The 25,005-nt window shown below is 59.3% G+C and carries 28 protein-coding genes; 13 read left to right on the forward strand and 15 right to left on the reverse strand.

The window, feature by feature from the left end; genetic code table 11:
• Position 1: 1 nt before the first annotated feature.
• The gene (znuA, locus tag KW849_RS23280; RefSeq protein WP_218431442.1) at positions 2-931 is read right to left on the reverse strand and encodes a zinc ABC transporter substrate-binding protein ZnuA; all 930 of its coding nucleotides are present in this window, start codon (positions 929-931) and stop codon (positions 2-4) included.
• Between the two features lie 57 nt (positions 932-988).
• On the opposite strand from znuA, the gene zur reads away from it, so the two are divergent.
• The 7 genes from zur (at position 989) to KW849_RS23315 (ending at position 6,638) form a co-directional block, all read left to right on the forward strand.
• Positions 989-1,471, forward strand: coding sequence for a zinc uptake transcriptional repressor Zur (gene zur / locus KW849_RS23285; RefSeq protein WP_108218739.1), 483 nt, complete (start codon positions 989-991; stop codon positions 1,469-1,471).
• Complete coding sequence (znuC, locus tag KW849_RS23290) at positions 1,471-2,256, forward strand: zinc ABC transporter ATP-binding protein ZnuC (protein WP_007989407.1); 786 nt, start codon at positions 1,471-1,473, stop codon at positions 2,254-2,256. Before zur ends, znuC begins: the two co-directional genes overlap by 1 nt.
• Positions 2,249-3,037, forward strand: a complete 789-nt coding sequence (znuB, locus tag KW849_RS23295) for a zinc ABC transporter permease subunit ZnuB (protein WP_108218740.1) — start codon at positions 2,249-2,251, stop codon at positions 3,035-3,037. The genes znuC and znuB overlap by 8 nt, the downstream gene beginning before the upstream one ends.
• A 37-nt stretch (positions 3,038-3,074) precedes the next feature.
• A complete protein-coding gene (locus KW849_RS23300; protein WP_218431443.1) occupies positions 3,075-3,791 on the forward strand; it encodes a PA5502 family lipoprotein in 717 nt (238 codons plus the stop codon).
• A gap of 332 nt (positions 3,792-4,123) precedes the next feature.
• Entirely contained in the window at positions 4,124-5,131 is a 1,008-nt protein-coding gene (locus tag KW849_RS23305; RefSeq protein ID WP_218431444.1) for a methionine ABC transporter ATP-binding protein, read from the forward strand.
• Positions 5,131-5,805, forward strand: coding sequence for a methionine ABC transporter permease (locus tag KW849_RS23310; protein ID WP_218431445.1), 675 nt, complete (start codon positions 5,131-5,133; stop codon positions 5,803-5,805). Before KW849_RS23305 ends, KW849_RS23310 begins: the two co-directional genes overlap by 1 nt.
• Positions 5,806-5,867: 62 nt before the next feature.
• Complete coding sequence (locus tag KW849_RS23315) at positions 5,868-6,638, forward strand: MetQ/NlpA family ABC transporter substrate-binding protein (RefSeq protein ID WP_218431446.1); 771 nt, start codon at positions 5,868-5,870, stop codon at positions 6,636-6,638.
• Positions 6,639-6,804: 166 nt separating this feature from the next.
• Here KW849_RS23315 and KW849_RS23320 read toward each other — a convergent pair whose 3' ends face one another.
• From KW849_RS23320 to KW849_RS23340, 5 genes are read right to left on the reverse strand one after another with little or no spacing between them, the layout of a single operon-like run.
• Positions 6,805-7,440 carry an SCO family protein gene (locus KW849_RS23320; protein ID WP_108218744.1) on the reverse strand — a complete coding sequence of 212 codons (636 nt, stop codon included), beginning with the start codon at positions 7,438-7,440 and terminating at the stop codon, positions 6,805-6,807.
• Positions 7,437-8,336 carry a heme o synthase gene (cyoE, locus tag KW849_RS23325; RefSeq protein ID WP_108218745.1) on the reverse strand — a complete coding sequence of 300 codons (900 nt, stop codon included), beginning with the start codon at positions 8,334-8,336 and terminating at the stop codon, positions 7,437-7,439. Before cyoE ends, KW849_RS23320 begins: the two co-directional genes overlap by 4 nt.
• A complete protein-coding gene (locus tag KW849_RS23330; RefSeq protein WP_108218746.1) occupies positions 8,324-9,397 on the reverse strand; it encodes a heme A synthase in 1,074 nt (357 codons plus the stop codon). The genes cyoE and KW849_RS23330 overlap by 13 nt, the downstream gene beginning before the upstream one ends.
• A gap of 10 nt (positions 9,398-9,407) precedes the next feature.
• The gene (locus KW849_RS23335; protein ID WP_218431447.1) at positions 9,408-10,001 is read right to left on the reverse strand and encodes a hypothetical protein; all 594 of its coding nucleotides are present in this window, start codon (positions 9,999-10,001) and stop codon (positions 9,408-9,410) included.
• Positions 9,967-10,707, reverse strand: a complete 741-nt coding sequence (locus tag KW849_RS23340) for an SURF1 family protein (protein ID WP_218431448.1) — start codon at positions 10,705-10,707, stop codon at positions 9,967-9,969. Before KW849_RS23340 ends, KW849_RS23335 begins: the two co-directional genes overlap by 35 nt.
• A gap of 71 nt (positions 10,708-10,778) precedes the next feature.
• Here KW849_RS23340 and KW849_RS23345 point away from each other — a divergent pair, with 71 nt between their 5' ends.
• Positions 10,779-10,982 carry a twin transmembrane helix small protein gene (locus KW849_RS23345; RefSeq protein ID WP_218431449.1) on the forward strand — a complete coding sequence of 68 codons (204 nt, stop codon included), beginning with the start codon at positions 10,779-10,781 and terminating at the stop codon, positions 10,980-10,982.
• A gap of 66 nt (positions 10,983-11,048) precedes the next feature.
• Here KW849_RS23345 and KW849_RS23350 read toward each other — a convergent pair whose 3' ends face one another.
• From KW849_RS23350 to coxB, 4 genes are all read right to left on the reverse strand, one after another.
• Positions 11,049-11,936 carry a cytochrome c oxidase subunit 3 gene (locus KW849_RS23350; protein WP_218431450.1) on the reverse strand — a complete coding sequence of 296 codons (888 nt, stop codon included), beginning with the start codon at positions 11,934-11,936 and terminating at the stop codon, positions 11,049-11,051.
• 25 nt (positions 11,937-11,961) lie between these two features.
• Complete coding sequence (locus tag KW849_RS23355; RefSeq protein WP_218431451.1) at positions 11,962-12,513, reverse strand: cytochrome c oxidase assembly protein; 552 nt, start codon at positions 12,511-12,513, stop codon at positions 11,962-11,964.
• 138 nt (positions 12,514-12,651) lie between these two features.
• Positions 12,652-14,244, reverse strand: coding sequence for a cytochrome c oxidase subunit I (ctaD, locus tag KW849_RS23360; protein WP_103397925.1), 1,593 nt, complete (start codon positions 14,242-14,244; stop codon positions 12,652-12,654).
• An 82-nt stretch (positions 14,245-14,326) separates the two neighbouring features.
• Positions 14,327-15,454 (reverse strand): cytochrome c oxidase subunit II, encoded by a 1,128-nt coding sequence (gene coxB / locus KW849_RS23365; protein WP_218431452.1) that lies wholly within the window; start codon positions 15,452-15,454, stop codon positions 14,327-14,329.
• Between the two features lie 369 nt (positions 15,455-15,823).
• Between coxB and KW849_RS23370 the strand changes: the two genes are divergently transcribed.
• Complete coding sequence (locus tag KW849_RS23370; protein ID WP_218431453.1) at positions 15,824-16,474, forward strand: hypothetical protein; 651 nt, start codon at positions 15,824-15,826, stop codon at positions 16,472-16,474.
• Positions 16,475-16,595: 121 nt separating this feature from the next.
• On the opposite strand, the gene KW849_RS23375 is transcribed toward KW849_RS23370, so the two are convergent.
• The 3 genes from KW849_RS23375 to KW849_RS23385 form a co-directional block, all read right to left on the reverse strand.
• Positions 16,596-18,122: a SulP family inorganic anion transporter gene (locus KW849_RS23375; RefSeq protein WP_218431454.1), complete on the reverse strand. Its 1,527-nt coding sequence runs from the start codon at positions 18,120-18,122 to the stop codon at positions 16,596-16,598.
• A 90-nt stretch (positions 18,123-18,212) separates the two neighbouring features.
• Positions 18,213-18,944 (reverse strand): carbonic anhydrase, encoded by a 732-nt coding sequence (locus KW849_RS23380; RefSeq protein WP_108218755.1) that lies wholly within the window; start codon positions 18,942-18,944, stop codon positions 18,213-18,215.
• 243 nt (positions 18,945-19,187) lie between these two features.
• Complete coding sequence (locus tag KW849_RS23385) at positions 19,188-20,246, reverse strand: PA0069 family radical SAM protein (RefSeq protein ID WP_218431455.1); 1,059 nt, start codon at positions 20,244-20,246, stop codon at positions 19,188-19,190.
• A gap of 208 nt (positions 20,247-20,454) precedes the next feature.
• Here KW849_RS23385 and KW849_RS23390 point away from each other — a divergent pair, with 208 nt between their 5' ends.
• From KW849_RS23390 to KW849_RS23400, 3 genes are all read left to right on the forward strand, one after another.
• Entirely contained in the window at positions 20,455-20,760 is a 306-nt protein-coding gene (locus tag KW849_RS23390) for a hypothetical protein (protein ID WP_218431456.1), read from the forward strand.
• Positions 20,761-20,857: 97 nt separating this feature from the next.
• Complete coding sequence (locus KW849_RS23395) at positions 20,858-21,166, forward strand: hypothetical protein (protein ID WP_218431457.1); 309 nt, start codon at positions 20,858-20,860, stop codon at positions 21,164-21,166.
• A 160-nt stretch (positions 21,167-21,326) separates the two neighbouring features.
• The gene (locus tag KW849_RS23400) at positions 21,327-21,971 is read left to right on the forward strand and encodes a dual specificity protein phosphatase family protein (RefSeq protein WP_218431458.1); all 645 of its coding nucleotides are present in this window, start codon (positions 21,327-21,329) and stop codon (positions 21,969-21,971) included.
• A 42-nt stretch (positions 21,972-22,013) separates the two neighbouring features.
• On the opposite strand, the gene KW849_RS23405 is transcribed toward KW849_RS23400, so the two are convergent.
• Complete coding sequence (locus tag KW849_RS23405) at positions 22,014-22,301, reverse strand: YheV family putative zinc ribbon protein (protein WP_218431459.1); 288 nt, start codon at positions 22,299-22,301, stop codon at positions 22,014-22,016.
• The gene (gene prlC, locus KW849_RS23410; RefSeq protein WP_218431460.1) at positions 22,298-24,349 is read right to left on the reverse strand and encodes an oligopeptidase A; all 2,052 of its coding nucleotides are present in this window, start codon (positions 24,347-24,349) and stop codon (positions 22,298-22,300) included. The genes KW849_RS23405 and prlC overlap by 4 nt, the downstream gene beginning before the upstream one ends.
• 88 nt (positions 24,350-24,437) lie before the next feature.
• On the opposite strand from prlC, the gene KW849_RS23415 reads away from it, so the two are divergent.
• Positions 24,438-24,983 (forward strand): gamma carbonic anhydrase family protein, encoded by a 546-nt coding sequence (locus tag KW849_RS23415; protein WP_218431461.1) that lies wholly within the window; start codon positions 24,438-24,440, stop codon positions 24,981-24,983.
• The last annotated feature ends 22 nt before the right edge of the window (positions 24,984-25,005 follow it).

Consider the following 25,005-nt stretch of genomic DNA (forward strand, 5'->3'; position numbering starts at 1 on the left):
GCTACAACGACTCCAGACACCCCGCCAGATCATTCCCCAACTTCTCCAGCACCTGCTCATAGCCCTGGGCAGTCGCCGGCGTGTACCCGCCCAGCGCATCCAGCTCAGCCAGTTTCACTGGCAAACCCGCCACCAAAGTTTCCGCCAGACGCGGGCGCAACGGCGGTTCGCTGAACACGCAGGTCTTGCCGACTTCCTGTAACCGCGCGCGCATCGCCGCGACATGCTGGGCACCGGGTTGCACTTCGGCCGCGACGCTGAACACACCCACGTGCTTGAGGCCGTAGGCGTCTTCGAAGTAGTCGAAAGCTTCGTGGAACACGAAGTAGGGTTTGCCCTGAACATCGGCCAGGCGCTTTTTCAGGCGCGCGTCCAACGCATCGAGGCGCTCGTCGAAGGCCTTCAGGTTGCTCTGATAGCGCGCGGCATTGTCAGGATCGGCGGCACTCAGGTCGGCCGCCATTTTCGTAGCGATGACTCGGGCGTTGACCGGCGACAGCCACAGGTGCGCATCCAGGCTGCCCGGGCGGTGATCGTGGTCGTGTTCGTCAGCTTCTTCGGCGTGGGAGTGGCTATCTTCGGCGAAGCGGCGCAGTTTCATGCCTGACAAATCCTGCACGGCGACGCTCGGCAGCGTACGACCCTTCAGCACGCGTGGCAGGAAACCTTCCATGTCCGGGCCGATCCAGTACAGCAGGTCCACCGATTGCACCTTGCGCACGTCGGAAGGGCGCAACGCATAGTTATGCGGCGATGCACCAGGTGGCAGCAAAACCTCGGGAATCGCCACACCGTCCTGTACCGCCGCGGCGATCAATTGCAGAGGCTTGATGCTGGTAAGGACCTTGACCTCGGCCTGTGCCGAACCGATCAGCAGAAAACTTGCGACAAATGCGACAAAGATAGAAAAAAGTCGGGACACGATGACCACTCGAAGAGGCGAGAACGGGTAACATAATAACGTCTCTCACTAAACTCGTCGTCGCTCATGCTAAAAACACCGATTGCCAGCCGCCCCCACGACCACTCACATTGCGTTCACAGCGCTTTGTCCGAGGCCGATGCCCTGTGCGCGCGTCAAGGCCTGCGCCTGACCGCATTGCGCCGGCGGGTGCTGGAACTGGTGTGGCAAAGCCACAAACCCCTGGGGGCTTACGACATTCTCGCGGTCCTCAGCGAGCAGGACGGTCGCCGCGCCGCGCCACCGACGGTGTACCGCGCGCTGGATTTCCTGCTGGAAAACGGCCTGGTCCATCGAATCTCCTCGCTCAACGCCTTCATCGGCTGCAATCACCCGGAACATGCTCACCAGGGTCAGTTCCTGATCTGCCGTGGGTGCCACGCCGCCATCGAGCTCGAACAAAAATCCATCAGCGACGCGATCATCGCCAGCGCCAGGGATGTCGGGTTTATCGTCGAAGGCCAGACCGTTGAAGTGATCGGTCTCTGCTCGGGTTGCCAGGGGGCTTGATGAGCAACGCGCTAATCCGTCTTGAGCAGGTTGCCGTCACGTTCGCCGGGCAACCGGTGCTGGACAACATCGAGCTGAGCGTCGAACCGGGACAGATCGTTACCCTGATCGGCCCCAACGGCGCCGGCAAGACCACACTCGTGCGTGCCGTGCTCGGCCTGTTGAAACCGGACAGCGGCAGCGTATGGCGCAAGCCGAAACTGCGGGTCGGTTACATGCCGCAAAAACTTCACGTCGATCCAACCCTCCCGCTATCGGTCCTGCGCTTCTTGCGCCTGGTGCCGGGCGTGGACCGTGCGATGGCCTTGGCGGCACTCAAGGAAGTCGGTGCCGAACAGGTGATCGACAGCCCGGTGCAAAGCGTTTCCGGTGGCGAAATGCAGCGCGTGTTGCTGGCCCGGGCCTTGTTGCGCGAGCCGGAACTGCTGGTGCTCGACGAACCGGTGCAGGGTGTCGATGTGGCCGGCCAGGCTGAGTTGTACAGCCTGATCACCCGCCTGCGCGACCGTCACGGTTGCGGCGTGCTGATGGTCTCCCACGATTTGCATCTGGTGATGAGCACCACGGACCAGGTGGTTTGCCTCAATCGTCACGTGTGCTGTTCCGGCCATCCCGAGCAGGTCAGCGGCGATCCGGCTTTCGTCGAGCTGTTCGGAAAAAACGCACAAAGCCTGGCGATTTATCACCACCATCACGACCACGCCCACGACTTGCATGGCTCGGTGGTCAAGGCGCCCGCGTCGGGCCAACCTCATGTTCACGGAGATAGCTGCAAGCATGGCTGATTTTCTGCTCTACGCCCTGCTTGCAGGCCTGGCCCTGGCCGTCGTTGCAGGCCCGCTGGGGTCTTTCGTGGTCTGGCGGCGCATGGCCTATTTTGGCGACACCCTGTCCCACGCGGCACTGCTCGGCGTGGCCCTGGGCTTCCTGCTGGATGTCAGCCCGACCGTAGCCGTCACCGTCGGCTGCTTGCTGTTGGCAGTGTTGCTGGTGACCTTGCAACAACGCCAGCCGCTGGCATCCGACACACTTTTGGGGATTCTCGCACCCAGCACGCTCTCGCTGGGCCTGGTGGTACTAAGCTTCATGCACGAAGTGCGGATCGACCTGATGGCCTATCTGTTCGGCGACCTGCTGGCGATCAGTCCAACCGATCTGGCCTGGATTCTTGGCGGTAGTGCTGCGGTACTGGTCTTGCTGGTTACGTTGTGGCGCCCATTGCTGGCGATCACGGTGCATGAAGAACTGGCCAGGGTCGAAGGCCTGCCGGTGGCGGGATTGCGCCTGGCGTTAATGCTGTTGATCGCCGTAGTGATTGCCGTGGCGATGAAAATCGTCGGAGTGTTGTTGATCACTTCGTTGCTGATCATCCCGGCGGCTGCGGCACAACGTCACGCCCGCTCGCCGGAGCAGATGGCACTGGGCGCGAGCCTGCTGGGCATACTCGCCGTGTGTGGCGGGCTGGCGCTGTCCTGGTTCAAGGACACCCCGGCCGGCCCGTCGATTGTGGTGACGGCCGCCATGCTGTTTCTGCTGAGTTTTGTTCTGCCCCGTCGAGGGGTGTAGACTTGCTCGTTTTTTGCGCAAATAGAGAGTCGCAGGAATGAAGTCGTTCGCCTCCCGTTATCTGCTCCTTGTCGCATTTTCTTTGCTGCTGGGCGCCTGCCAAAGCACGCCACCGGCGGCCACCGAGGCCGCCGATGCCCGGGCCACGGCCATCGTACAGCTGGAACAAAACATCGCCAGCGATGAACTGGCCACCGCCGAAGACCAATTGGCAGCCCTGCAGGCCGAAGCGCCCAACGATGCTTCCCTTGAGCAATACCAGCGGCAACTGGCCGAAGCCTATCTGCGCCGCAGTCAGATCGTGCTGCAAAAGGGTGATGTGGATGCTGCCGCGACCGCCTTGAGCCGTGCCCGCGCGTTGATGCCCAAGGCTCCGGCACTGACCGGTGGAGTCAACGGCTCGATTGCCCAGGCGCGCAAGGCCGAGCTGGAAAAAGCCGAAGCCGCCCTCAAGGCTGCCGAAGCCAAGCCAAAGGCCAAGGTCATCGATCTAACGGCTGAAAGCACCACGGTCGAGCTGAATATCAACGATATGGGCAAACTGCGTCGCCAACTGGATGCCATCGCTGCCGATGTAGTGAACTTTCAGTGCGACGTGAGCATTCAGGCACCGCGCACCAATGATTACCCTTGGCTGGCTAATTTGCTGACCAAACGGGTGAACAAGCTCGATCCTGAGTTTGATCTGAAGCTTGAACGGCAGATTTTGCGCAGTGTTCCGGCGCAGATGGTTCTTAGCCCTCGCAAACCCTGAAAAGCTTCGTCGGAACGCCGCCCGGAGCAAGCCCGCTCCTACAACGTTCCAGACAACGTAGGAGCGGGTTTGCCCGCGAAGGCGTCCTTTCTGGCAAAAAAATGCTCAGGCCGAAATCGCCTTGGCATTTGCCTTCCCCTCCCAATCCCGATACCGACCAATCGCTGGAGCGCGCCTCTTCAGCCGTTCCTTTTTTCTGACCTTTGATCGCGTTATTTCCAAATGACAGGACAAATGCGAAATAAATGCTAAGAACCTCTATACGGACAGGCTAAAATGCGCGCCCGGCTAACCGCTGATCCTTTTCTAACGCGCCCCACAAGGTTCGCTACGTGATCGAGTTTCAAAACGTCCATAAAACCTACCGCGTCGCCGGTAAGGAAATCCCCGCTCTGCATCCGACCAGTCTGACGATTGAGAACGGGCAGGTTTTCGGCTTGATCGGTCATTCCGGTGCAGGAAAAAGTACCCTGCTGCGTCTGATCAATCGCCTGGAAAACGCCAGTGGCGGCAAGATCACCGTCGACGGTGAAGAAGTCACTGCGCTCGACGCCAATGGCCTGCGCCGCTTCCGTCAGCAGGTCGGGATGATCTTCCAGCACTTCAACCTGCTGGCCTCCAAGACTGTCGCCGACAACGTCGCGCTGCCACTGACCCTGGCCGGCGAGCTGTCGCGCAGCGAGATCGACTCGCGCGTGGCCGAGTTGCTGGCGCGGGTCGGTTTGTCCGACCACGCGAAAAAGTACCCGGCGCAATTGTCCGGCGGACAAAAGCAGCGTGTCGGCATTGCCCGCGCCCTGGCGACCAAGCCAAAAATCCTGCTGTGCGATGAAGCCACCAGCGCCCTTGACCCGCAAACCACCGCATCGGTGTTGCAGTTGCTGGCCGAGATCAATCGCGAGCTGAAACTGACCATCGTGTTGATCACCCACGAGATGGACGTGATCCGCCGGGTCTGCGACCAGGTAGCCGTGATGGACGCTGGCGTGATCGTCGAGCAAGGCTCGGTGGCCGAGGTGTTCCTGCATCCGAAGCACCCGACCACCAAGCGTTTCGTGCAGGAAGACGAGCAGATCGACGAAAGCGAACAGCGTGATGACTTCGCTCACGTGCCGGGGCGCATCGTGCGTCTGACCTTCCAGGGCGAAGCGACCTACGCGCCATTGTTGGGCACCGTCGCCCGGGAAACCGGTGTGGACTACAGCATCCTGGCCGGTCGTATCGACCGCATCAAAGAAGTCCCATACGGGCAACTGACCCTGGCCGTGACCGGCGGTGACATGGAAGCGGCCTTCGCCTGCTTCACCGCGGCCGACGTTCACATGGAGGTTCTGCGCTAATGGAAGCCCTGACAAGTTTCTTTGCCAATATCGACTGGTTCGAAATCTGGCTGGCCACCTGCGACACCCTGCTGATGCTCGGCGGTTCGCTGTTGTTCACCGTCCTGCTCGGCTTGCCACTGGGGGTGCTGCTGTTCTTGTGCAGCCCGCGCCAGTTGCTGGAAGCCAAAGGCGTCTACGCGATGTTGTCGCTGGTGGTGAACGTTCTGCGTTCGCTGCCGTTCATCATCCTGTTGATCGTGATGATTCCGTTCACCGTGTTGATCACCGGCACGTCCCTCGGTGTCGCGGGTGCGATCCCGCCGCTGGTGGTGGGTGCCACGCCGTTCTTCGCCCGCCTGGTGGAAACCGCCCTGCGTGAAGTGGATCGCGGCATCATCGAGGCGACCCAGGCCATGGGCGCGACCACGCGGCAGATCATCACCAATGCGTTGTTGCCTGAGGCTCGTCCGGGCATCTTCGCGGCGATTACGGTGACGGCCATTACACTGGTGTCCTACACGGCGATGGCCGGTGTCGTGGGCGCCGGTGGTCTGGGTGACCTGGCGATCCGCTTCGGTTACCAGCGTTTCCAGACCGATGTGATGGTGGTGACGGTGGTGTTGCTGCTGATATTGGTCCAGGTACTGCAAACCGTTGGCGACAAACTGGTTGTGCATTTCTCCCGTAAATAAGACATGAGCCGGCCATTCGCTGGCAGGCGCCGGAAACCGGCGCCGCACAAGGAGTTAGCTGAATGAAAAAACTACTCGTGGCCTTCGCGGCCGTTGCCGCGTTCTCTGCCCATGCGCAAACCCTGACCGTCGCGGCCACCCCGGTACCACACGCCGAGATCCTCGAATTCGCGAAGCCGGCCCTGGCCAAAGAAGGCGTGGACCTGAAGGTCAAGGTATTCACCGACTACATCCAGCCGAACGTGCAAGTCGCGGAAAAGCGCCTGGACGCCAACTTCTTCCAGCACCAGCCGTACCTGGATGAGTTCAACAAGGCCAAGGGCACCCACCTGGTTTCCGTGGCCGGCGTGCATTTGGAGCCCCTGGGCGCTTACTCGAGCAAGTACAAGACCATTGCCGAACTGCCTGGCGGTGCCAATGTGGTGATCCCGAACGATGCGACCAACGGCGGCCGTGCGCTGTTGCTGATGGCCAAGGCCGGGCTGATCAAGTTGAAGGATTCGAACAACATCCTGTCGACCGTCAAGGACATCACCGAGAACACCAAGGACCTGAAAATCCGCGAACTGGAAGCCGCGACCATCCCGCGCGTGCTGACCCAGGTCGACCTGGCGCTGATCAACACCAACTACGCGCTGGAAGCCAAGCTCGATCCGTCCAAGGACGCGCTGTTCATCGAAGGCAGCGACTCGCCTTACGTGAACATCCTGGTGGCTCGCCCGGATGACAAGGACAGTGAAGCGATGAAGAAACTGGTGGCTGCCCTGCACAGCCCGGAAGTGAAGGCCTTCATTCTCGAGAAGTACAAAGGCGCGGTGGTGCCGGCGTTCTGATTGGCTGAAAGCAACAAAAAAGGGGCGCATCGAATGCGCCCCTTTTTTGTGCCCGAAACACGGCCCCTTGTAGGAGCGAGCTTGCTCGCGAAGGTGTGTCAGCCACTGTGATGTCGACTGACACTCCATCGCGAGCAAGCTCGCTCCTACAGAGGGATTGCGGTGCTTAATTGCGTTTGAGCATCACCGGCAATTGTGCCACCAGCTTCGCATTATTCAACGGCGCGCGGATGAAGCCGCGCTGGGTGCCGTCCGGCCCGATCACCGCGAGGTTGCCGCTGTGGTCGACGGTGTAGTTCGGCTTGCTGGTGTCCGCCGGAATGTATGGAATGCTCACCGCGTTGGCGATCTTTTGCAGCTCTTCGGTCGACGCCGGGGTTAGGCCGATGAACTGCGGGTCAAAGTAACCCAGGTACTGCTTGAGCTGCTTGGGCGTATCGCGATTGGGGTCGATGCTGACCAGCACGATTTGCAGTTTATCCACCGCTTCTGGCGGCAACTCGCTCTTGATCTGTCGCAGCTGGGCGAGGGTGGTCGGGCAGATGTCCGGGCAGAAGGTGTAGCCGAAGAACAGCAGGCTCCACTTGCCTTTCAATTCATTGATCGCGACCGGCTGGCCGTCCTGATTGGTCATCGTCACGTCCGGCAGATTACGGCTCTGCGGCAGCAAGATGATTCCGGCGTCGATCAGCGCTGTCGGATCGCCTTGATTCTTCCCGGATAGCACCTTGTTGACGGTCAGACCCAGGATCAGTGCGACCAGGGCAACGAGAATGAAGACGGTTTTCTGGGTTCGAGTCATAGGTTCAACAGTAAGTAGTGGTCTACGAGCAGGGCGATAAACAGCAGGAACAAGTAGTAAATAGAGTACTTGAACGTGTTGATCGCCGCGTGCGGCCGAGTGCCACGGTACAGCACCACGGCCCATTGCAGAAATCGCGCACCCAGCCCGAGCGCGCACACCAGGTACAGCATACCGCTCATGTGGATCACGTAAGGCATCAGGCTGACAGCGAGCAACGCGAAGGTATACAGCAGGATATGAATCTTGGTGTAGTGCACGCCATGGGTGACCGGCAGCATCGGGATGTCGGCCTTGGCGTATTCCTCCTTGCGATGGATCGCCAGTGCCCAGAAGTGCGGCGGGGTCCAGGCGAAGATGATCAGCACCAGCAGCAGCGGTTCGGCGCTGACGTGACCGGTGGCGGCGGTCCAGCCGAGCAACGGCGGCGCAGCACCGGCCAGACCACCGATGACAATGTTCTGCGGGGTCGCGCGCTTGAGAAATCCGGTGTAGATCACCGCGTAGCCGAGCAGCGAGGCGAGGGTCAGCCATGCGGTCAGCGGGTTGGTGAACGTCAGCAACATGGCTTGCCCGAGGGCCGCCAATACGAACGCGAACGTCAGCGCGGCGCTTGGTGACACCCGACCTTCGGCGATCGGCCGTTTGTGGGTGCGCGCCATGACTGCGTCGATGCGCCGGTCCACCACATGATTGACCGCCGCCGCGCCACCGGCACACAAAGCGATGCCCAGATTGCCGAAAATCAGCACCGTCCACGGCACACCGGCACGGGTCGCGAGGAACATCCCCACCAGCGAAGTGATGAGCATCAGCACCACGACTTTGGGTTTGGTCAGCTCCAGGTAGTCACGCCAGATCGCCTGACTGGGACGTTCGCCGATCAGAATCGCCATGGCATCTCTCCTTTTATTGTTATGGGCCCGGCTGAGTGTTTACGCGGGCTGAAGTGCCAGCGCGTTGGCTGCTTGACCCGGACCAGACTGGTTCGGGCGTGGTAATTGACCAGCACCATGGTCAGCAACAGCGCCGCACCGCCCGCGTTATGCGCGACGGCCACTGGCAGCGGCAGATGGAACAGCACGTTGCTGATGCCCAGTGTGATTTGTGCGCCAAGGGCGATCAGCACCAGGCCTGCCAGGCGCGTCATGCCGACAACTTTCAATTGCCAGGCCAGACCGAGCAACACCAGGGTGACCAGCAACGCACCGATGCGATGGGTCAGGTGAATGGCCGTACGGGCATCGCTGTCCAGTTGCCCGCCGAGATAGTTCGGACCGATGTGTTGGGTCAGGTGAAAGCCATTGGCGAAGTCGGCAGGCGGCAGCCATTGGCCGTGGCAAGTAGGAAAGTCGATACAGGCCACGGCGGCGTAATTGGAACTGACCCAGCCACCGAGGGCGATTTGCCCGATCACCAGCAGCAGTCCGGCCGTCGCCCAGTGCTGCAGGCGTCGCGGCACGGTCAGCGCCGGCAGTACGCCGGACAGGCGCAAGGTCAGCAGAAACAACAGGCTCAAGGTCGCGAAACCGCCAAGCAAATGCCCGGTAACCACCTGCGGCCAGAGCCTGAGCGTTACTGTCCACATGCCGAACGCGGCCTGGCCAAAAACCACCGCCAACAAAAACAACGGTAACTTCACCGGTTGTCCTGGATGACGGCGATGCAACCACGCGCGACCGGCCAACACCGTGATCAATATCCCCAACGTGCCGGCGGAGTAGCGGTGGATCATCTCGTTCCAGCCCTTGTGGGCCTCGACCGGAGCGTCCGGGAAATGCAATTCGGCATGGGCCAGCTGGGCTTCGCTTTTCGGCACGCTGATGAAGCCGTAGCAGCCGGGCCAGTCCGGGCAGCCGAGGCCGGCGTGGGTCAGGCGGGTGTAGGCGCCGAGTAACACCACAATCAGTGCCAGCAAGGTGGCAAACAACGCGAGGCGAAATCCAGGTTTGGCCATGACGATGCCCTTATCCGATATTCGACAGTTTCAGCAGGTGACGCAGGTCGTTGAGCAGGTCCTTACCCTTCACCGACGGGTCATAGCGCAGCACCAGGTTGCCGTGAGGGTCGATGATCCACAGGTGCGGCGCGTCATTGCTCTGAGCACCTTTGGTGTAGGTCGGCAAGTCCAGTGAATAGCGTTGCAACTGCGGGTACTCGCGTTGAAGTTTAGTCTCGTAATCGCTGTTCAGCGTCTGCGCGGCAGCCAGTGCATGGCTGGCGCGGGATGCATCGCGGCCGAGGCCGATCTGGATCTGCCGCGCCAGATACACCAGTTGCTGGCAGTCCACCGCACAAGCCTTGGGCGCCGTTACCAGTATCTGCCAGCGATCCTCCTGAGCCTGCACGCCGATGTCGGCACGGGTCTGGCCGTTACCGATCAGTTCGCCGTGATAGCTGCGGCCCTCGGGCACCCAGAAATTCAGCTTGTACATGCCGGTGGCGAGGATCATCGGACCGATTACCCCGAGCAGGATCAGCAGCAGTTGCATGCGGCCCTTGCGCCGGTTCACCGACAGTTTCGCCTCAGACATGCTGGGTGGATTCATGGCCGCTCCCATGGTGTTTCTCCTTTGCGTTGTGCCAGCCGAGATAGAGATAAAGGCCGAACAGGGCAATCGCCATGGCGAACCACTGCACGGCATAAGCAACGTGTTTTTCCGGCCCCATGGCCACCACCGGCCAGTCGGCCTGATAAGTGGCGGGGCCGGTTTCGGCGCGTAGCTCAAAGGCAAAGCCTTCGCGGTTCAGCGCAGTCCAGAGCCTGGTTGGCTCAACGGCCGTAATCAGCTTCGGCCATGTCAACGTTGTGGGATCTTCGTGCAATTGGAACGTCGCACCGGGGGAGACGTAGACCCACGCGTCGAGGCTGACCGCTTCGGTGGGTGTCTTGAATTGGGGGGGTGTGCGGCGCTCCGGCCACGGCAGCCAGCCGCGATTGACCAGCAGCCAAAGCCCGGAGGCCTGATCGTGAAACGGTTGCAACAGCTCGACACCAACCCTGCCGTTGCGTTGACTGTTGTCCAGCAGCAGGCTGTGTTCGGCATCGAACTGGCCATGCAGGCGAACCCGACGGAAGGCCGGGTCTGTCGTGTGTTGCAGTTCGGTGCTGGCCATCGGCTCGGCGACACGACGCTCGGCGTAGGCTTGCAGCAGCGCGCTTTTCTCCGCGCCCCGGCTCAATTGCCAGAACCCCAAAGACACCAGCAGCGGCAGCAACAACGCCACCACCAGCGTTGGCACGATACCTGGCCGAAAGCGCTTCATGGCGTCGCCAGAAAGTTGGTCATTGCGATAGCTATACTCAAATGCATCGCTTCTCCCCCCGGAGTCTCACCATGCTCAAAGCAGCCATCGTCCTGATGCTGATTGCCACGGTTGTCAGCCTGTTCAGCGGCCTGTTTTTTCTGGTCAAGGACGACAGCCGCTCAAACCGCCTCGTCATTGCCTTGAGTGTGCGAGTGACGCTGGCCGTCCTTACCCTCGGTCTGATCGCCTGGGGTTTTTTCAGCGGCCAGTTGGTCTCTCACGTGCCTTGGTAGCTTGCTCGCCAAGGCGTGTCAGTCACCCTGATTTCGACTGATAAACCTTCGCGAGCAAGCTCGCTCCTACAGCACATAGACGAAAACGAACAGCCCGATCCACACCACATCCACGAAGTGCCAATACCAGCTCGCCGCTTCAAAGCCGAACTGATGCTCGCTGTCGAAGTGCCCCCGCATGATCCGCATCAGCATCACGAACAGGATGATGGTGCCGATGGTCACATGGGCGCCGTGGAACCCGGTGAGCATGAAGAACGTCGCGCCGTAGATGCCCGAACCCAGGGTCAGACCCAGCTCGCGGTAGGCGTGCATGTACTCTTCGGCCTGGAAGGTGAGGAACCCGCAGCCCAGCAACACGGTGAGCGCCAACCATAGCTTCAGTGCGCCGCGATGGCCCTTTTTCAAGGAGTGGTGGGCGACGGTCACGGTTACGCTGGAGCTCACCAGTAACACGGTGTTGAGCAGCGGCAGACCCCAGGGGCTGATGACTTCCTTGGGCGGCGGAAACAATTTCGAGTCGGGGTTGTTCAGCAACGGCCAGACGAATTCGAAGTTCGGCCACAGCATGTGCGCGATGCCTTTGGCGCCTTCACCGCCGAGCGCCGGCCCGGAGATGTGACGCACATAAAACAGCGCGCCGAAAAAGGCGATGAAGAACATCACCTCCGAGAAAATGAACCAGCTCATGCCCCAGCGGAACGAGCGATCCATTTGCGCGCTGTACAAACCACCACGACTTTCCTTGATGACCGTACCGAACCAGCCGAACAGCATGTAGGCCAGCAGCAACCCGCCGACGAAAAAGATCAGTGGCCCGTGGGATTCCGGACGCGCTGCTTTCAGATCATTGAACCAGGTGGCCAGGCCAAACACCGTGACGAACATCCCGACCGTGGCGATGATCGGCCATTTGCTCTGGGCGGGAACGTAATAATGTTCATGAGTTGCCATTTATTGTTCTCCTTATCGGACACGCTCAGCCGCCAGTGTTTACAGCTACCGGTGGATGTCGGGCAGTGATATCGAACAGCGTGTAAGACAGCGTCAGGTGCTTCACATCCTTTGGCATGTCACGGTCAACGATGAAACGTACCGGCATCTCGATCCGTTGACCGGGCTGCAGCACTTGCTGGGTAAAGCAGAAACATTCGGTCTTGTGGAAGTACGCCGCCGCGGTGCTCGGCGCAATGCTCGGCACCGCTTGGGCACTCATCGGCTTATCGGTGGGGTTATGGGCGATGAAGATCATTTCGTTCACCGCCCCCGGATGGGCCACCAGTTCCTCGCCCTTGGGATAGAAGTCCCAGGGCATATCGGCGGTGTTGGTCGACAGAAACTGCACGCGCACCTGCCGCGAGGTGTCCACCGTTTGCTCGCCCTCGTACTGCCCGGCGGTCTTGCCGTTGATACCGAACGCCTTGCACATCACGTCGTAGATCGGCACCAGTGCAAACCCGAACACAAACATCGCCACCACCACGGTCAGCAGGCGCGTGACCAGTTTTTTCATCGAAACAGAGTCAGCCATGACTTTTTGCCTCCACCGGAGCCCCTGTAGGAGCGAGCCAGCTCGCGAAGAACCTGAGACCACCGCGGGGTGTCAGGCTTCCAGCGTGCTTTCTGACGACCATCGCGAGCAAGCTCGCTCCTACAAGGGTCACAGTGTTCATTTCACTTCCGGCGGCGTGGTGAAGGTGTGATACGGCGCCGGAGACGGGATGCTCCACTCCAGGCCTTCAGCCCCGTCCCACGGTTTGGCCGGTGCTGGGGGGCCGCCGCGAATGGTCTTGATCACGATGAACAGGAAGAAGATCTGCGTGGCGCCGAACATGAATGCACCGATCGACGACACCATGTTGAAGTCGGCGAATTGCAGGTTGTAGTCCGGAATCCGTCGCGGCATCCCCGCCAGCCCCACGAAGTGCATCGGAAAGAAGGCCATGTTCATGCCGATGAACGACAGCCAGAAATGCAGCTTGCCGAGGGTTTCGTCGTACATGTGGCCAGTCCATTTCGGTAGCCAGTAGTAGGCCGAGGCGAAGATCCCGAAGATCGCCCCCGGCACCAGTACGTAGTGGAAGTGCGCAACCACGAAGTAGGTGTCCTGGTACTGGAAGTCTGCCGGGGCGATGGCCAGCATCAACCCGGAGAACCCGCCGATGGAGAACAGGATCACGAACGCCACGGCGAACAGCATCGGCGTCTCGAACGTCAGCGAGCCTTGCCACATGGTGCTGGCCCAGTTGAACACCTTCACGCCCGTTGGCACTGCAATCAGCAGTGTGGCGTACATGAAGAACAGCTCGCCCACCAACGGAATGCCGACCACGAACATGTGGTGCGCCCAGACGATGAACGACAGGAACGCGATACTCGCCGTGGCGTAGACCATCGAGGTGTAGCCGAACAATGGCTTGCGCGAAAAAGCCGGAATGATCGAGCTGACGGCACCGAAGGCCGGCAGGATCATGATGTACACCTCGGGGTGACCGAAAAACCAGAACACATGCTGGAACAGTACCGGGTCACCGCCACCGGCGGCGCTGAAGAAGCTGGTGCCGAAATGGATGTCCATCAGCATCATGGTCACGCAGCCCGCCAGTACCGGCATCACCGCAATCAACAGGAACGCGGTGATCAGCCAGGTCCAGACGAACAGCGGCATTTTCATCAACGTCATGCCGGGGGCGCGCAGGTTGAGGATGGTCGCGATCACGTTGATCGCCCCCATGATCGAACTGATCCCCATCAAGTGAATGGCGAAGATGAAGAAGGTCACGCTTTCCGGCGCGTAGGTCGTCGACAGCGGTGCATAGAAGGTCCAGCCGAAGTTCGGCCCGCCGCCGGCGGTGAACAGGGTCGATACCAGCAGCAGGAACGCTGCCGGCAACAGCCAGAAGCTGAAGTTGTTCATCCGCGGCAGGGCCATGTCCGGCGCGCCGATCATCAGCGGGATCATCCAGTTGGCGAGCCCGACGAATGCCGGCATCACTGCACCGAAGACCATCACCAGACCGTGCATGGTGGTCATCTGGTTGAAGAACTCCGGCTGGACGATTTGCAGCCCCGGCTGGAACAGCTCGGCACGGATCACCATGGCGAACGAGCCGCCAAGCAGGAACATGGAGAATGCAAACCACAGGTACAGCGTGCCAATGTCCTTGTGGTTGGTGGTCAGCACCCAGCGCATCAAGCCTTTGGCGGGGCCGTGGGCGTGGTCAGTGGCGGTATGAACATGTTCATCGATTACAGCAGTCATGTCCTGTCTCCTGCAAACAGATGGGCTGGGCAGGCCGGGGTGCATAGCCCCGACCGGTTCCGTACGTGCGCAATAGACCGGGTCATTTGCTTTCCGCCTGTTTCAGCTCCAGTACTTCTTTAGGCGTGACCATGTCGCCTTTGTTGTTGCCCCAGGCATTACGTTCATAGGTCACGACCGCCGCGATATCGACTTCCGATAGTTGCTTGCCGAACGCCGCCATTGCGGTGCCGGGCTTGCCGTGGAAGACAATGCTCAGGTGAGCGTCTTTCGGTCCGGTGGCGATTTTCGAGCCCTTGAGCGCCGGGAACATCGGCGGCAGGCCCTGGCCTTCGGCCTGGTGACAGGCCACGCAGGTGGTGTGATAGACCTTGTCGCCGCGCTCCTTGAGCTCGTCGAGGGTCCATTCCTTGCTGGTCAGCTCTTTGAGCTGCGCGGCCTCGACCTTGCGATCGGCCAGCCATTTTTCGTAATCGGCCTTTTCCTTGACCTCGACCACCGTCGGCATGAAACCGTGATCCTTGCCGCACAACTCAGCGCACTGGCCACGGTAGATGCCGGGCTTGTCGATGCGGGTCCAGGCCTCATTGACGAACCCGGGAATCGCATCGCGCTTGACCGCGAAAGCCGGCACCCACCAGGAGTGGATCACGTCGGCGGAGGTCACCAGGAAGCGCACCTTGGTGCCGACCGGCAACACCAGTGGCTTGTCGACTTCGAGCAGGTAGTGCTCGCTCTTGGCTTCCTTGTTGTGGATTTGATCCTGGGGGGTGGTCAGGTTGCTGAAGAACTCGACGTCCTGGCCCAGGTATTTGTAATGCCACTTCCACTGGTAGCCGGTGATCTGTATATCGATCTCCGGCTCGCTGGCGTCGTACATCTTGATCAGGGTTGCGGTAGCGGGAACCGCCATGGCCACCAGGATCAGGAAGGGCACGATGGTCCAGAGGATTTCGACGGTGGTGCTTTCATGAAATTTGGCGGCCACCTGCCCGGTCGAGCGGCGGTGAAGAATCATCGACCAGAACATGGCACCAAAAACGATGATGCCGATCACCACACAGATCCAGAAAATGGTCATGTGCAGGTCGAATACTGCGTGACTGATTTCAGTCGCTCCAGGCGCCATATTCACAGTCCAGGCCGCTTGCGCCTGACTGAAAATCGACCACAACAGGAGGCCCATCCAGACATGTGGATGTCGCATCATTGCGGGTTCCCCTTATCGTTCTTTTTATCCCGCCGGCTTTCACCTGCGGCAAGGGAGCGGCTGCATCAGACTACGAACTTGAGCACCGGGCCTTGCTGCATATGCAGTCGGGCGTCATCAGCTAACTCCATTCAATGGCGAGTATAGACAGCGACTCCGACCACGCAACGCGATGACGTAAATGATCTGAAACAGCGGGGACTTGCGTTCAAGGGCACGATTGGAGAAGGATGCAGACGAGTGGTGGCAAATCGATATAACGCAGATGCATCAAGGATGAAATAATTATGACAAATGCGTCTTAGCATTTTTCGTAAGCCAGCTAAGTTATGTCTTCCCTATTTCATTGCCTTGTTTCCTGGAGTTTTCATGAACACCGCCGCATTGCGCGAGCAGATCCAAAAAGCCCAACAACATGAAGCCGAGACCGGCCTGCTGACGCGTCAGCTGGAAAGTAAACTGCCTCATCTACACCCGGCGATCCAATTGCCGGAGACCGATACCAACGGCGTACTGACGCGATTTGTCGCCGCCTACATCGAAGAAGTGCCCGATCTGCTGGATGCAGCCAATGAAGTCGCCAGGGAAGCGGGCATTGATTCACAGATCAAACCGGTGCTGGAAATCGCCGAGCAGTACTTCCTTCAGCCGCCAGCCATCATGGACGGCCACGTCGGGCTCGACAGCCTGCTGGATGAAGCCTACCTGGCGCACCGGTTTGTCGAAGAGGTCAACGACCTGTACATCAAGCATTTCGGCCAGCCTCTGATCCCCTTGGACATGACTGTCGCCAACCTGATTGCTCACCAATTGATCGGTGAGGAGTTTGCCAACCAACTGGACGAAGTCGTACATCACGCGTTCGATCAAATGTTGACCGAAGAGAGCTTTGCGCTAGAGTCGGTGGAAGCCTACCGCGACAAGCTCAGCAGCCCGGACACCGGTGCCGCGTGGAAGCGCTGGCCGTGCATGTCGCGCCGTTTGGGCGTGGGCCTGGAGCTGGATCAGCCGGCAGCTTGATCCATCGGTAAACACAATCCCCCTGTAGGAGCGAGCTTGCTCGCGATGAGGCCATGTCATTCAACACCAATGTTGATTGATACGCCGCCATCGCGAACAAGCTCGCTCCCACACAGGAATCTCAACCAGCCGCGCCTATGCCCGTATTGGTCCGCACCCGCCCCTCAAGCCTGCGCTTCAACCCCCGCGATTCAATCAACAGCTTCGAACCCTTGGCCGCATTCGCCCGACCCCATTCCTCCAGCAACTCCAGACACGAGTGATCGATGTAGCTCAGATTATTCAGCGGCACATGCACCGTCGCGCCTGGTGGAATACTACCCAGCACCTGGGTCAACGCCGGCACTTTGAGGAACGTCGCCGCGCCCACCAGGCGCAATTCCATTTGCCCTTCCTGAGGCAGGTCGATCAGGCTGATTTTCAAGCGCGAGGCTTTAAGCGCCAGCTTCACCAGCGTCAGACCGAAGCCAATCAACACGCCAGTCAGCAGGTCCGTGAAAACGATGGCGAGCGCGGTTGCCGCGTAAGTGAACATCGGCGCCCGACCATACCGGCCCAAACCACGAAAGACCTTGAGGTCCACCAGTTTGAAACCGGTGTACACCAGCACGCCCGCCAGGCTTGCCACCGGAATGCTTTGCAGGACACTGGACAGCAACAGCACGAACGCCAGCAGCCACAGGCCGTGGAAAATGGTCGAAAACCGTGTAGTTGCTCCGGCCTGAACATTCGCCGAACTGCGCACGATAACGCCCGTCATCGGCAACGCCCCAAGCAAGCCACACAGCATGTTACCAATACCTTGTGCCGACAGCTCCCGGTCGAAGTCCGAGCGCTGGCCACTGTGCATGCGATCAACCGCGGCGGCTGAGAGCAAGGTTTCGGCGCTGGCGATAAAGGCCACGGCAAACGCGGCGATCAGCAAGGCGGGATCAGCCAGGTTGAGCATGTCCACCGGCTTTAGCCAATCGATGGCCTCCGTCAGGTTGGCCGGTACCTCAACCCGTTTGACCTGCAACGCCAGCACCAGGCTGGCAAGCGTGGCCAAACCGACGCCAAGTAGCGCGCCAGGAACGAAGCGCAGGGATTGTGGACGGAGCTTTTCCCACAGCCACATGACGGCAATCGTCGACAAACCGAGCAAACCGGCTTGCCAGCCAAACGTGGGCAACGCCTGAGCCAGTGCCGCCGGGAAGGCTGCCAAGTTATCCAGGCCCGAGGGTTTGGGCACGGCATCCAGCATCACATGCACCTGAGACAGGATGATCAGCACGCCAATCCCGGCCAGCATGCCGTATACCACCGCAGGTGCCGTCACCCGAAACCAGCAGCCCAGCTTCAAACGGCCAGCCACCAGTTGCAGAAAACCTGCCAGCAACAGTATGGGCCCAAGCATGGCGATGCCGTGCTGGCGGACCAGTTCGAATACCAGAACGGCCAGGCCCGCCGCCGGGCCGCTGACTTGCAGTGGTGAACCGGCCAACCAGCCGACTACCAAGCCACCGATGATGCCAGTGATCAGCCCTTTCGCCGGCGGCAGTCCCGAGGCAATCGCGATGCCCATGCACAGAGGCAGGGCGACCAGAAACACAACCACCGAAGCCAGCAGCTCCCGTGGCAGAACAGCTTTGAGTCGAGCAGCACGCATGGTGAGTCTCCCGAAGTTTTCTTCAGCCATGGCAAAGCCAGGCTGCCTGAACGGCGGCCTCGGCTAAACCACACAACGATTTAGGAGGATTTAGAAGCGCGCTTTTGGCGTCGCCACAGGAATCGGCAGGCTGCCATTTAGCGGCAGGAAGCAGCCTTGATCGGCGTCGTACGCTTTGATTTCGCTGGTTTCGATGTTGTAGACCCAGCCGTGGATAAACAGCTGACCGTTGGCCATGCGTGAGGCCACCGACGGATGGGTGCGCAGATGCTGCAATTGGGCGATCACATTCTCTTCGGTGAGAATGTGCATGCTTTCGCTTTCGCTAGAGCAGTTGCAGTTCTCCTGCACCATGGTTTTGGCCACTTCGGCATGACGCAGCCAGGCTTTGACCGTGGGCATTTTTTCCAGACTGTCCGGGTTGAGCACCGCACGCATGGCGCCGCAGTCGGAATGCCCGCAAATGATGATGTGATGCACCCCCAGAGCCAGTACGGCGTACTCGATCGCCGTGGAAACACCGCCGTTCATTTGCCCGTAAGGCGGTACAACGTTGCCGACATTGCGGGTCACGAACAGGTCGCCGGGGGAGCTTTGGGTAATCAACTCGGGCACGATGCGCGAATCAGCGCAGGCAATGAACATCGCTCGTGGCCGCTGGGCCGTGGCGAGTTTCTTGAAGAGCTCTTCCTGCTGGGGAAAGACCTCATGATGAAAATGCAAAAAGCCGTCAACGATATGCTGCAACGCTGCATCGGCAGTTTCCGCCTCGGGTTCGGGCGAGGCCGACGCAGCCAACGGCTGTTTATCCTTGTCACTCATGATTCATCCTCATTGGCGGAGTCAGGGAGTCATCCCGCGTGGTCCGGTGTGAAGCCAGTGGCTGGTTAAAAAACATCCAGGCGAAACATCTCGACCCATCAGTCACTCGATGAACAAGGTAGCGATCGAAACTTAATTGAAACTGAATAAAACGCTCTAGGACGTGTCTTCCAGGTCACAAAAAACGTGACCAGCCTAATGCGTGAGCGCGCTCTCCAGTACTCAACCATAGGCCAATTGTCCTCAAATCAACGACATTTGGCGACCCGGCGGACAAAAGGCTTCGCAGTCCAGATTGAACCCCTCCCGGTGATTGAGTCCCAGCCGTTTGATCGCTTTGGCAAAGCGCTGCGCCAGCAGGTCCGCAAACGGGCCTTCACCGCGCATCCGCGCACCAAAGCGGCTGTCATAAAGCTCGCCGCCACGGCTCTGGCGAATCAGGCTCAGCACATGCGCCGCCCGTTGCGGATAGTGGGTGCCCAGCCATTCCTCGAACAGGGGCGCCACTTCAAGTGGCAAGCGCAGCATCATGTAAGCGGCGCTCTGTGCGCCGGCGCCGAGGGCCTCGGCGAGCAGACTTTCGAGTTCGCTGTCGTTGATCATCGGAATCATCGGTGAACACAGCACGCCTACCGGGATGCCTGCATCGCGCATGACCCGGATCGCCCGCAACCGGGCCTTGGGCGCTGCTGCGCGCGGTTCGAGGATGCGTTTGAGTTCGTCGTCCAGGGTGGTCAGGCTGATCATTACCGCCACCAGTCTTTGGCTGGCAAGCTCGGTCAGCAGATCCAGGTCGCGAAGAATCAACGAGCCCTTGGTGACGATGGTCACCGGATGGCGGTAGCGCAGCAACACTTCGAGGGTTCGGCGGGTGATCTTGTATTCACGCTCAATCGGTTGATACGGGTCGGTGTTGGAACCGAGGTTGATTGGAGCACATTGATAGCCACGTTTGGACAACTGCTCCTCCAGCACATCCACGGCGTTGGTCTTGGCGATCAGCTTTGTCTCGAAATCCAGCCCCGGCGACATGTCCCAATAGGCGTGACTGGGGCGCGCATAGCAATAAATGCAACCGTGCTCGCAGCCGCGATAGGGATTGATCGAGCGATCGAAGGGCAAGTCCGGCGACGTGTTGCGGGTAATGATGGTTTTCGCCGTTTCGATGCGCACCTCGGTGCCCTGTGTGAGCGGTACTTCCTGGTACCAGCCATCGTCCTCAGCCACCGAATGGCTGGGGGCAAAGCGGTTGTGCGGGTTGGTGGCGGTGCCGCGGCCACGGAGAGGCAATGGCGTGTGCATGGCAAAGTCCTGATAGCTGTATGTACATACAGTATCGCTAAAAATGGCAAATCACCAGTGCCGTTCGGCATCTGCTTTTTTTAAATTGAATACATTATGTCCAAGCAACCAAGAGACACATATAAAGTCTGGCTGACATGGCAAAGGCGTCGGTACTATTTCCGTCGCAACAAACTTGAATATTGATATTTCATAAAGGGATTTGATTATGTCAATTTTAAACAGTCGCGGTATCTTTTTGCAAAAACTCGGCCCAACGCGTGTAAACCCGGACGAAGTACTGGTATCGATGCAGTTTGCATTGAAACAGGAGGGCTGGGATGCGGAAAACTCCGTAGTCACTACTGCCCTGGTGGATTCCACTACGCTTCTGGCAGTCTCGAATGATGGCGGACAAACGTTCAGTATCCGCAATGCCAATAAAGATATCGACGGTGACGGTGATATCGATACAGATGACAAGGCTAAGCTGTTGGCGCTGGCTAAAGCTTATGCAGGTTTCGAAAGTCCGTGATCGGGGACTGATCCTCACGTAGAGAAAATAGAAAACCACACTGATCTGCTGCGCTTGGAGATCATGCGCAGCAGACTGAAAAAACAGGGATATTCATATGTGGGCGCCCAGAAATGCAGGCGCATTCTTACAAGAAATACAAATGCCGCAATATAAAAAAACAACGAGAAGGTTGACAAAAGAAAACACCGAAAATAATACAAACCCATTCTCTGACAACTTCTACAACAACATAACAACCATGAGCTTTAATTTTAATTACGAGGGTATCGACGAGCATAAACTCGACTGTGTTCCGTGGTCCGATATGAATATCAACGGCGATAACAACATTGATGAGAAGGACGTCGAGGCCATTATGGGGCTGGACGAACTGGTCAAAACATTCATCAAATTCAAACTGTAAATCTGGTTTACTGAAAGCTGTCCAGGCGCTTTGGCAGTTCTGCGATCAACCCGGGCACCGATGTTTCACATTTCATTCACACGACCCTCACAGGCCTTTGACCGGTGAGCGTTGATGCTGCTTGTGAATATCCAGACTCTTTCTGAACGGTCACTCGAGCATGTTCCTACCACGCTTTTTCCCTGCACTGTGCCTTTTGCTGGTCGCTCTGTTCAGCCAGTCACCAGCGTTTGCCGACGACAGTACTGCACACCGTCCGGCAGACTGGGCTCAACCTATCGAGCAGCAATACAACCTCTTCCAGATGTCGCCGACGCTTTATCGCAGCGCCTTGCCGGACAAAGGGGCGGTGCCGCTGCTGGAGAAACTCAAGGTCGGCACGGTGATCAACTTCCTGCCTGAAGCAGACTCCAGTTGGTTGTCCACGCCAGGCATCACGCAAGTACAGCTGCCTTATCGCACCAACCATGTGGATGACGCCGATGTACTCAAGGCTTTGCGAGCCATTCAAACAGCCGAAGCCAAAGGCCCGGTGCTGATGCATTGCAAACACGGCTCAGACCGTACTGGCCTGATGGCGGCCATGTACCGGGTTGTCATCCAGGACTGGAGCAAGGAAGAGGCACTGAACGAAATGACCCAGGGTGGCTTTGGTGACAGCACCCACTTCAAGGACGGTATTCGTTACATGATGCAGGCTGACGTGGACAAGCTTCGCACTGCATTGGCCAACGGCGATTGCAGCACGAGCCCGTTTGCGGCGTGTTCGATGAAGAGCTGGTTCAAGTCCGCTCACATCGAATAAAGAAAGCCCCCGCGGCATTGCGCAACGGAGGCTTTTTTTCACTCAGTGTTGTTCGTCAGGCTTTTTCTTCAGTTTCGGGTTCGGGAAGAACTGAACCGCCTGAACCTTGGTGTCGGCTGGTTTGAGTGCGCTGGTGTTAACCCGCGTACCCAACTCCTTGGGCACCGACAACCCTTGTTCATTGAGAGTGTCAGAGTAACCGCAAGCCACACATTCACGATGTGGCACGCTGTCTTCGTTCCACATCATCAACTTGTCCGGCTCGCTGCATGCCGGGCAGACCGCCCCGGCGATAAAGCGTTTTTTCGTAATCACAAATCCCTCACTCATGCTGCTGCGTCCTCACTCAGGCCGCTGTGGCGCAAGAGTGCGTCAATCGATGGCTCACGACCACGGAAGTCGACGAACAACACCATAGGCTCCTGGGAACCGCCGCGTGCCAGGATCGCTTCACGGAAGGCGCGACCGGTGTCGGCATTGAGCACGCCTTCTTCTTCGAACTTCGAGAACGCATCGGCCGACAGCACTTCAGCCCATTTGTAGCTGTAATAACCCGCGGCATAACCACCGGCGAAGATATGCGCAAAGCTGTTGGGGAAGCGGTTGTAGGCCGGCGGGCGCATCACCGAGACCTCGTCGCGCACGCCTTCGAGCACTTGCAGCACGCTGCGGCCGTCGCCGTGGGTCGCGTGCAATTCGAAGTCGAACAGAGAGAACTCCAGTTGGCGGACCATCATCAGGCCGGACTGGAAGTTTTTCGCCGCGAGCATTTTCCCGAGCAGGTCCTGAGGCAGCGGTTCGCCGGTTTCATAATGACCGGAAATCAGCGCAAGGCCTTCCGGCTCCCAGCACCAGTTTTCCATGAACTGACTTGGTAGTTCGACGGCATCCCAGGCCACGCCGTTGATGCCGGACACGCCAGCATGCTCGACGCGGGTCAGCAAGTGATGCAGGCCGTGTCCGAATTCATGGAACAGGGTGGTGACTTCATCGTGGGTAAGCAGCGCAGGCTTGCCGCTGTCGGCCGGGGTGAAGTTGCACACCAGGTTCGCCACCGGGCTTTGCAACACGCCGCCAGCGGTACGACGACGGTCCCGGGCGCCGTCCATCCAGGCCCCGCCACGCTTGTTGGCACGAGCATACAGGTCGAAGAAGAAGCGGCCGACATGCTGGCCGTTTTCCTTGATTTCGAACAGGCGGACATCCGGGTGCCAGGTGTCGAAGCCTTTGAGCTCGGCGATTTCGATGCCGTACAGGCGCTGAACAATGGCAAACAGACCACTCAACACCTTGTCGATCGGGAAATAGGCGCGCAGGGCTTCCTGGGCCACGCTGTAACGCTGTTCACGGAGTTTTTCACCGTAGAAACCGCTGTCCCAACTCTGCAGGTCCGGGCAGCCTTGTTCGGCGGCGTAAGCCTTGAGCTGCTCCAGATCCCGGGCGGCGAACGGCTTGCTGCGCTTGGCCAGATCGCGCAGGAAACTCAGCACCTGATCGCTGGATTCAGCCATTTTGGTCGCCAGGCTCAGCTCGGAGAAACTGCTGAAACCCAACAGCTTGGCCAGCTCCTGACGCAGGTCGAGGATTTCTTCCATGACCGGGCCGTTGTCGTTCTGACTGGCATTCGGTCCCTGGTCCGACGCACGGGTGCAGTAAGCCGCGTAGACTTCTTCACGTAGCGCGCGGTCCTGGGCGTAGGTCATCACCGCGTAATAGCTCGGGAATTCCAGTGTGATCAGCCAGCCATCCAGGTCCTTCGCCTGGGCCGCGGCGGCCATTTGCGCCTTGGCGGAATCCGTCAGGCCGGCGAGGGCGGCTTCATCGGTGATGTGTTTGGTCCACGCCTGAGTGGCGTCGAGTAACTGGTTGGAGAAACGGCTGCCCAGCTCGGACAGCTTGCTTTGCACTTCGGCGTAACGCTTCTGCTCGGCTTCCGGCAAGTCGATACCCGACAGACGGAAGTCACGCAGGGAGTGTTCCAGGATAGTTTTCTGCGCCACCTCGAAACCGGCCGCTTCCGGGCTGCTGGCCAGGGCTTCGAAGGCCTGGAACAGTTCGCGGTTCTGGCCCAGCTCGGTGGAGTAGGCGCTCAAGGCCGGCAGGCACGACTCGTAGGCTTCACGCAGTTCGGCGCTGTTGCACACGGCATTGAGGTGGCTGACCGGGCTCCAGGCGGCACCCAGACGGTCATTGAGTTCGTCCATCGCCAGCACCAGGCCAGCCCACGATGGCTGTTTGACCTGGGTCTTGAGGATCTCGACGATGGCGGCACGGTTATCAGCCAGGATCTGTTCAATGGCCGGTTGTACGTGTTCGGCGCGAATGGCGGAGAACGGCGGCAGGTCATGGGACTGCAAAAGAGGGTTGTTCACGCTCACGGTTGATACCTTGGCTGGAGAAACATGTAGCCATCTTAATTACAATCGACGTTCACCGCAGCTATCAGCAACAGAGAGAAACCCTATCGTGAACCTTCGCAAGTATCAGAACCACACGCCGCTGCTCGGCAAAGGCGCTTTTGTAGACGGCTCGGCGGTGGTGATCGGCGACGTTGAAATTGGCGAAGACAGCTCGGTCTGGCCGCTGACAGTGATTCGTGGCGACATGCACCGCATCCGCATCGGCGCGCGTACCAGCGTGCAGGACGGTTGCGTGTTGCACATCACCCACGCCGGTCCGTTCAATCCCGATGGCTTTCCATTGCTGATCGGCGATGACGTGACCATCGCCCACAAAGTCATGCTGCATGGCTGTTCGGTGGGCAGCCGGGTGTTGATCGGCATGGGCAGCATCGTCATGGACGGTGCGCTGGTCGACGATGATGTGATCATTGGTGCCGGCAGCCTGGTGCCGCCGGGCAAGCATCTGCAAAGCGGCTTCCTGTATGTGGGCAGCCCGGTGAAGCAGATCCGCCTGCTGACCGACAAGGAGCGCGCCTTTTTCACCTACAGCGCGGCGAATTACGTAAAGCTCAAGGACCTGCATCTGGCCGAAGGTTACGACCAGCTTTGACCCGGTCCTCTTATTCAGGATT

Source organism: Pseudomonas sp. PDM26, assembly GCF_019219185.1.
Classification (GTDB): Bacteria; Pseudomonadota; Gammaproteobacteria; order Pseudomonadales; family Pseudomonadaceae; genus Aquipseudomonas.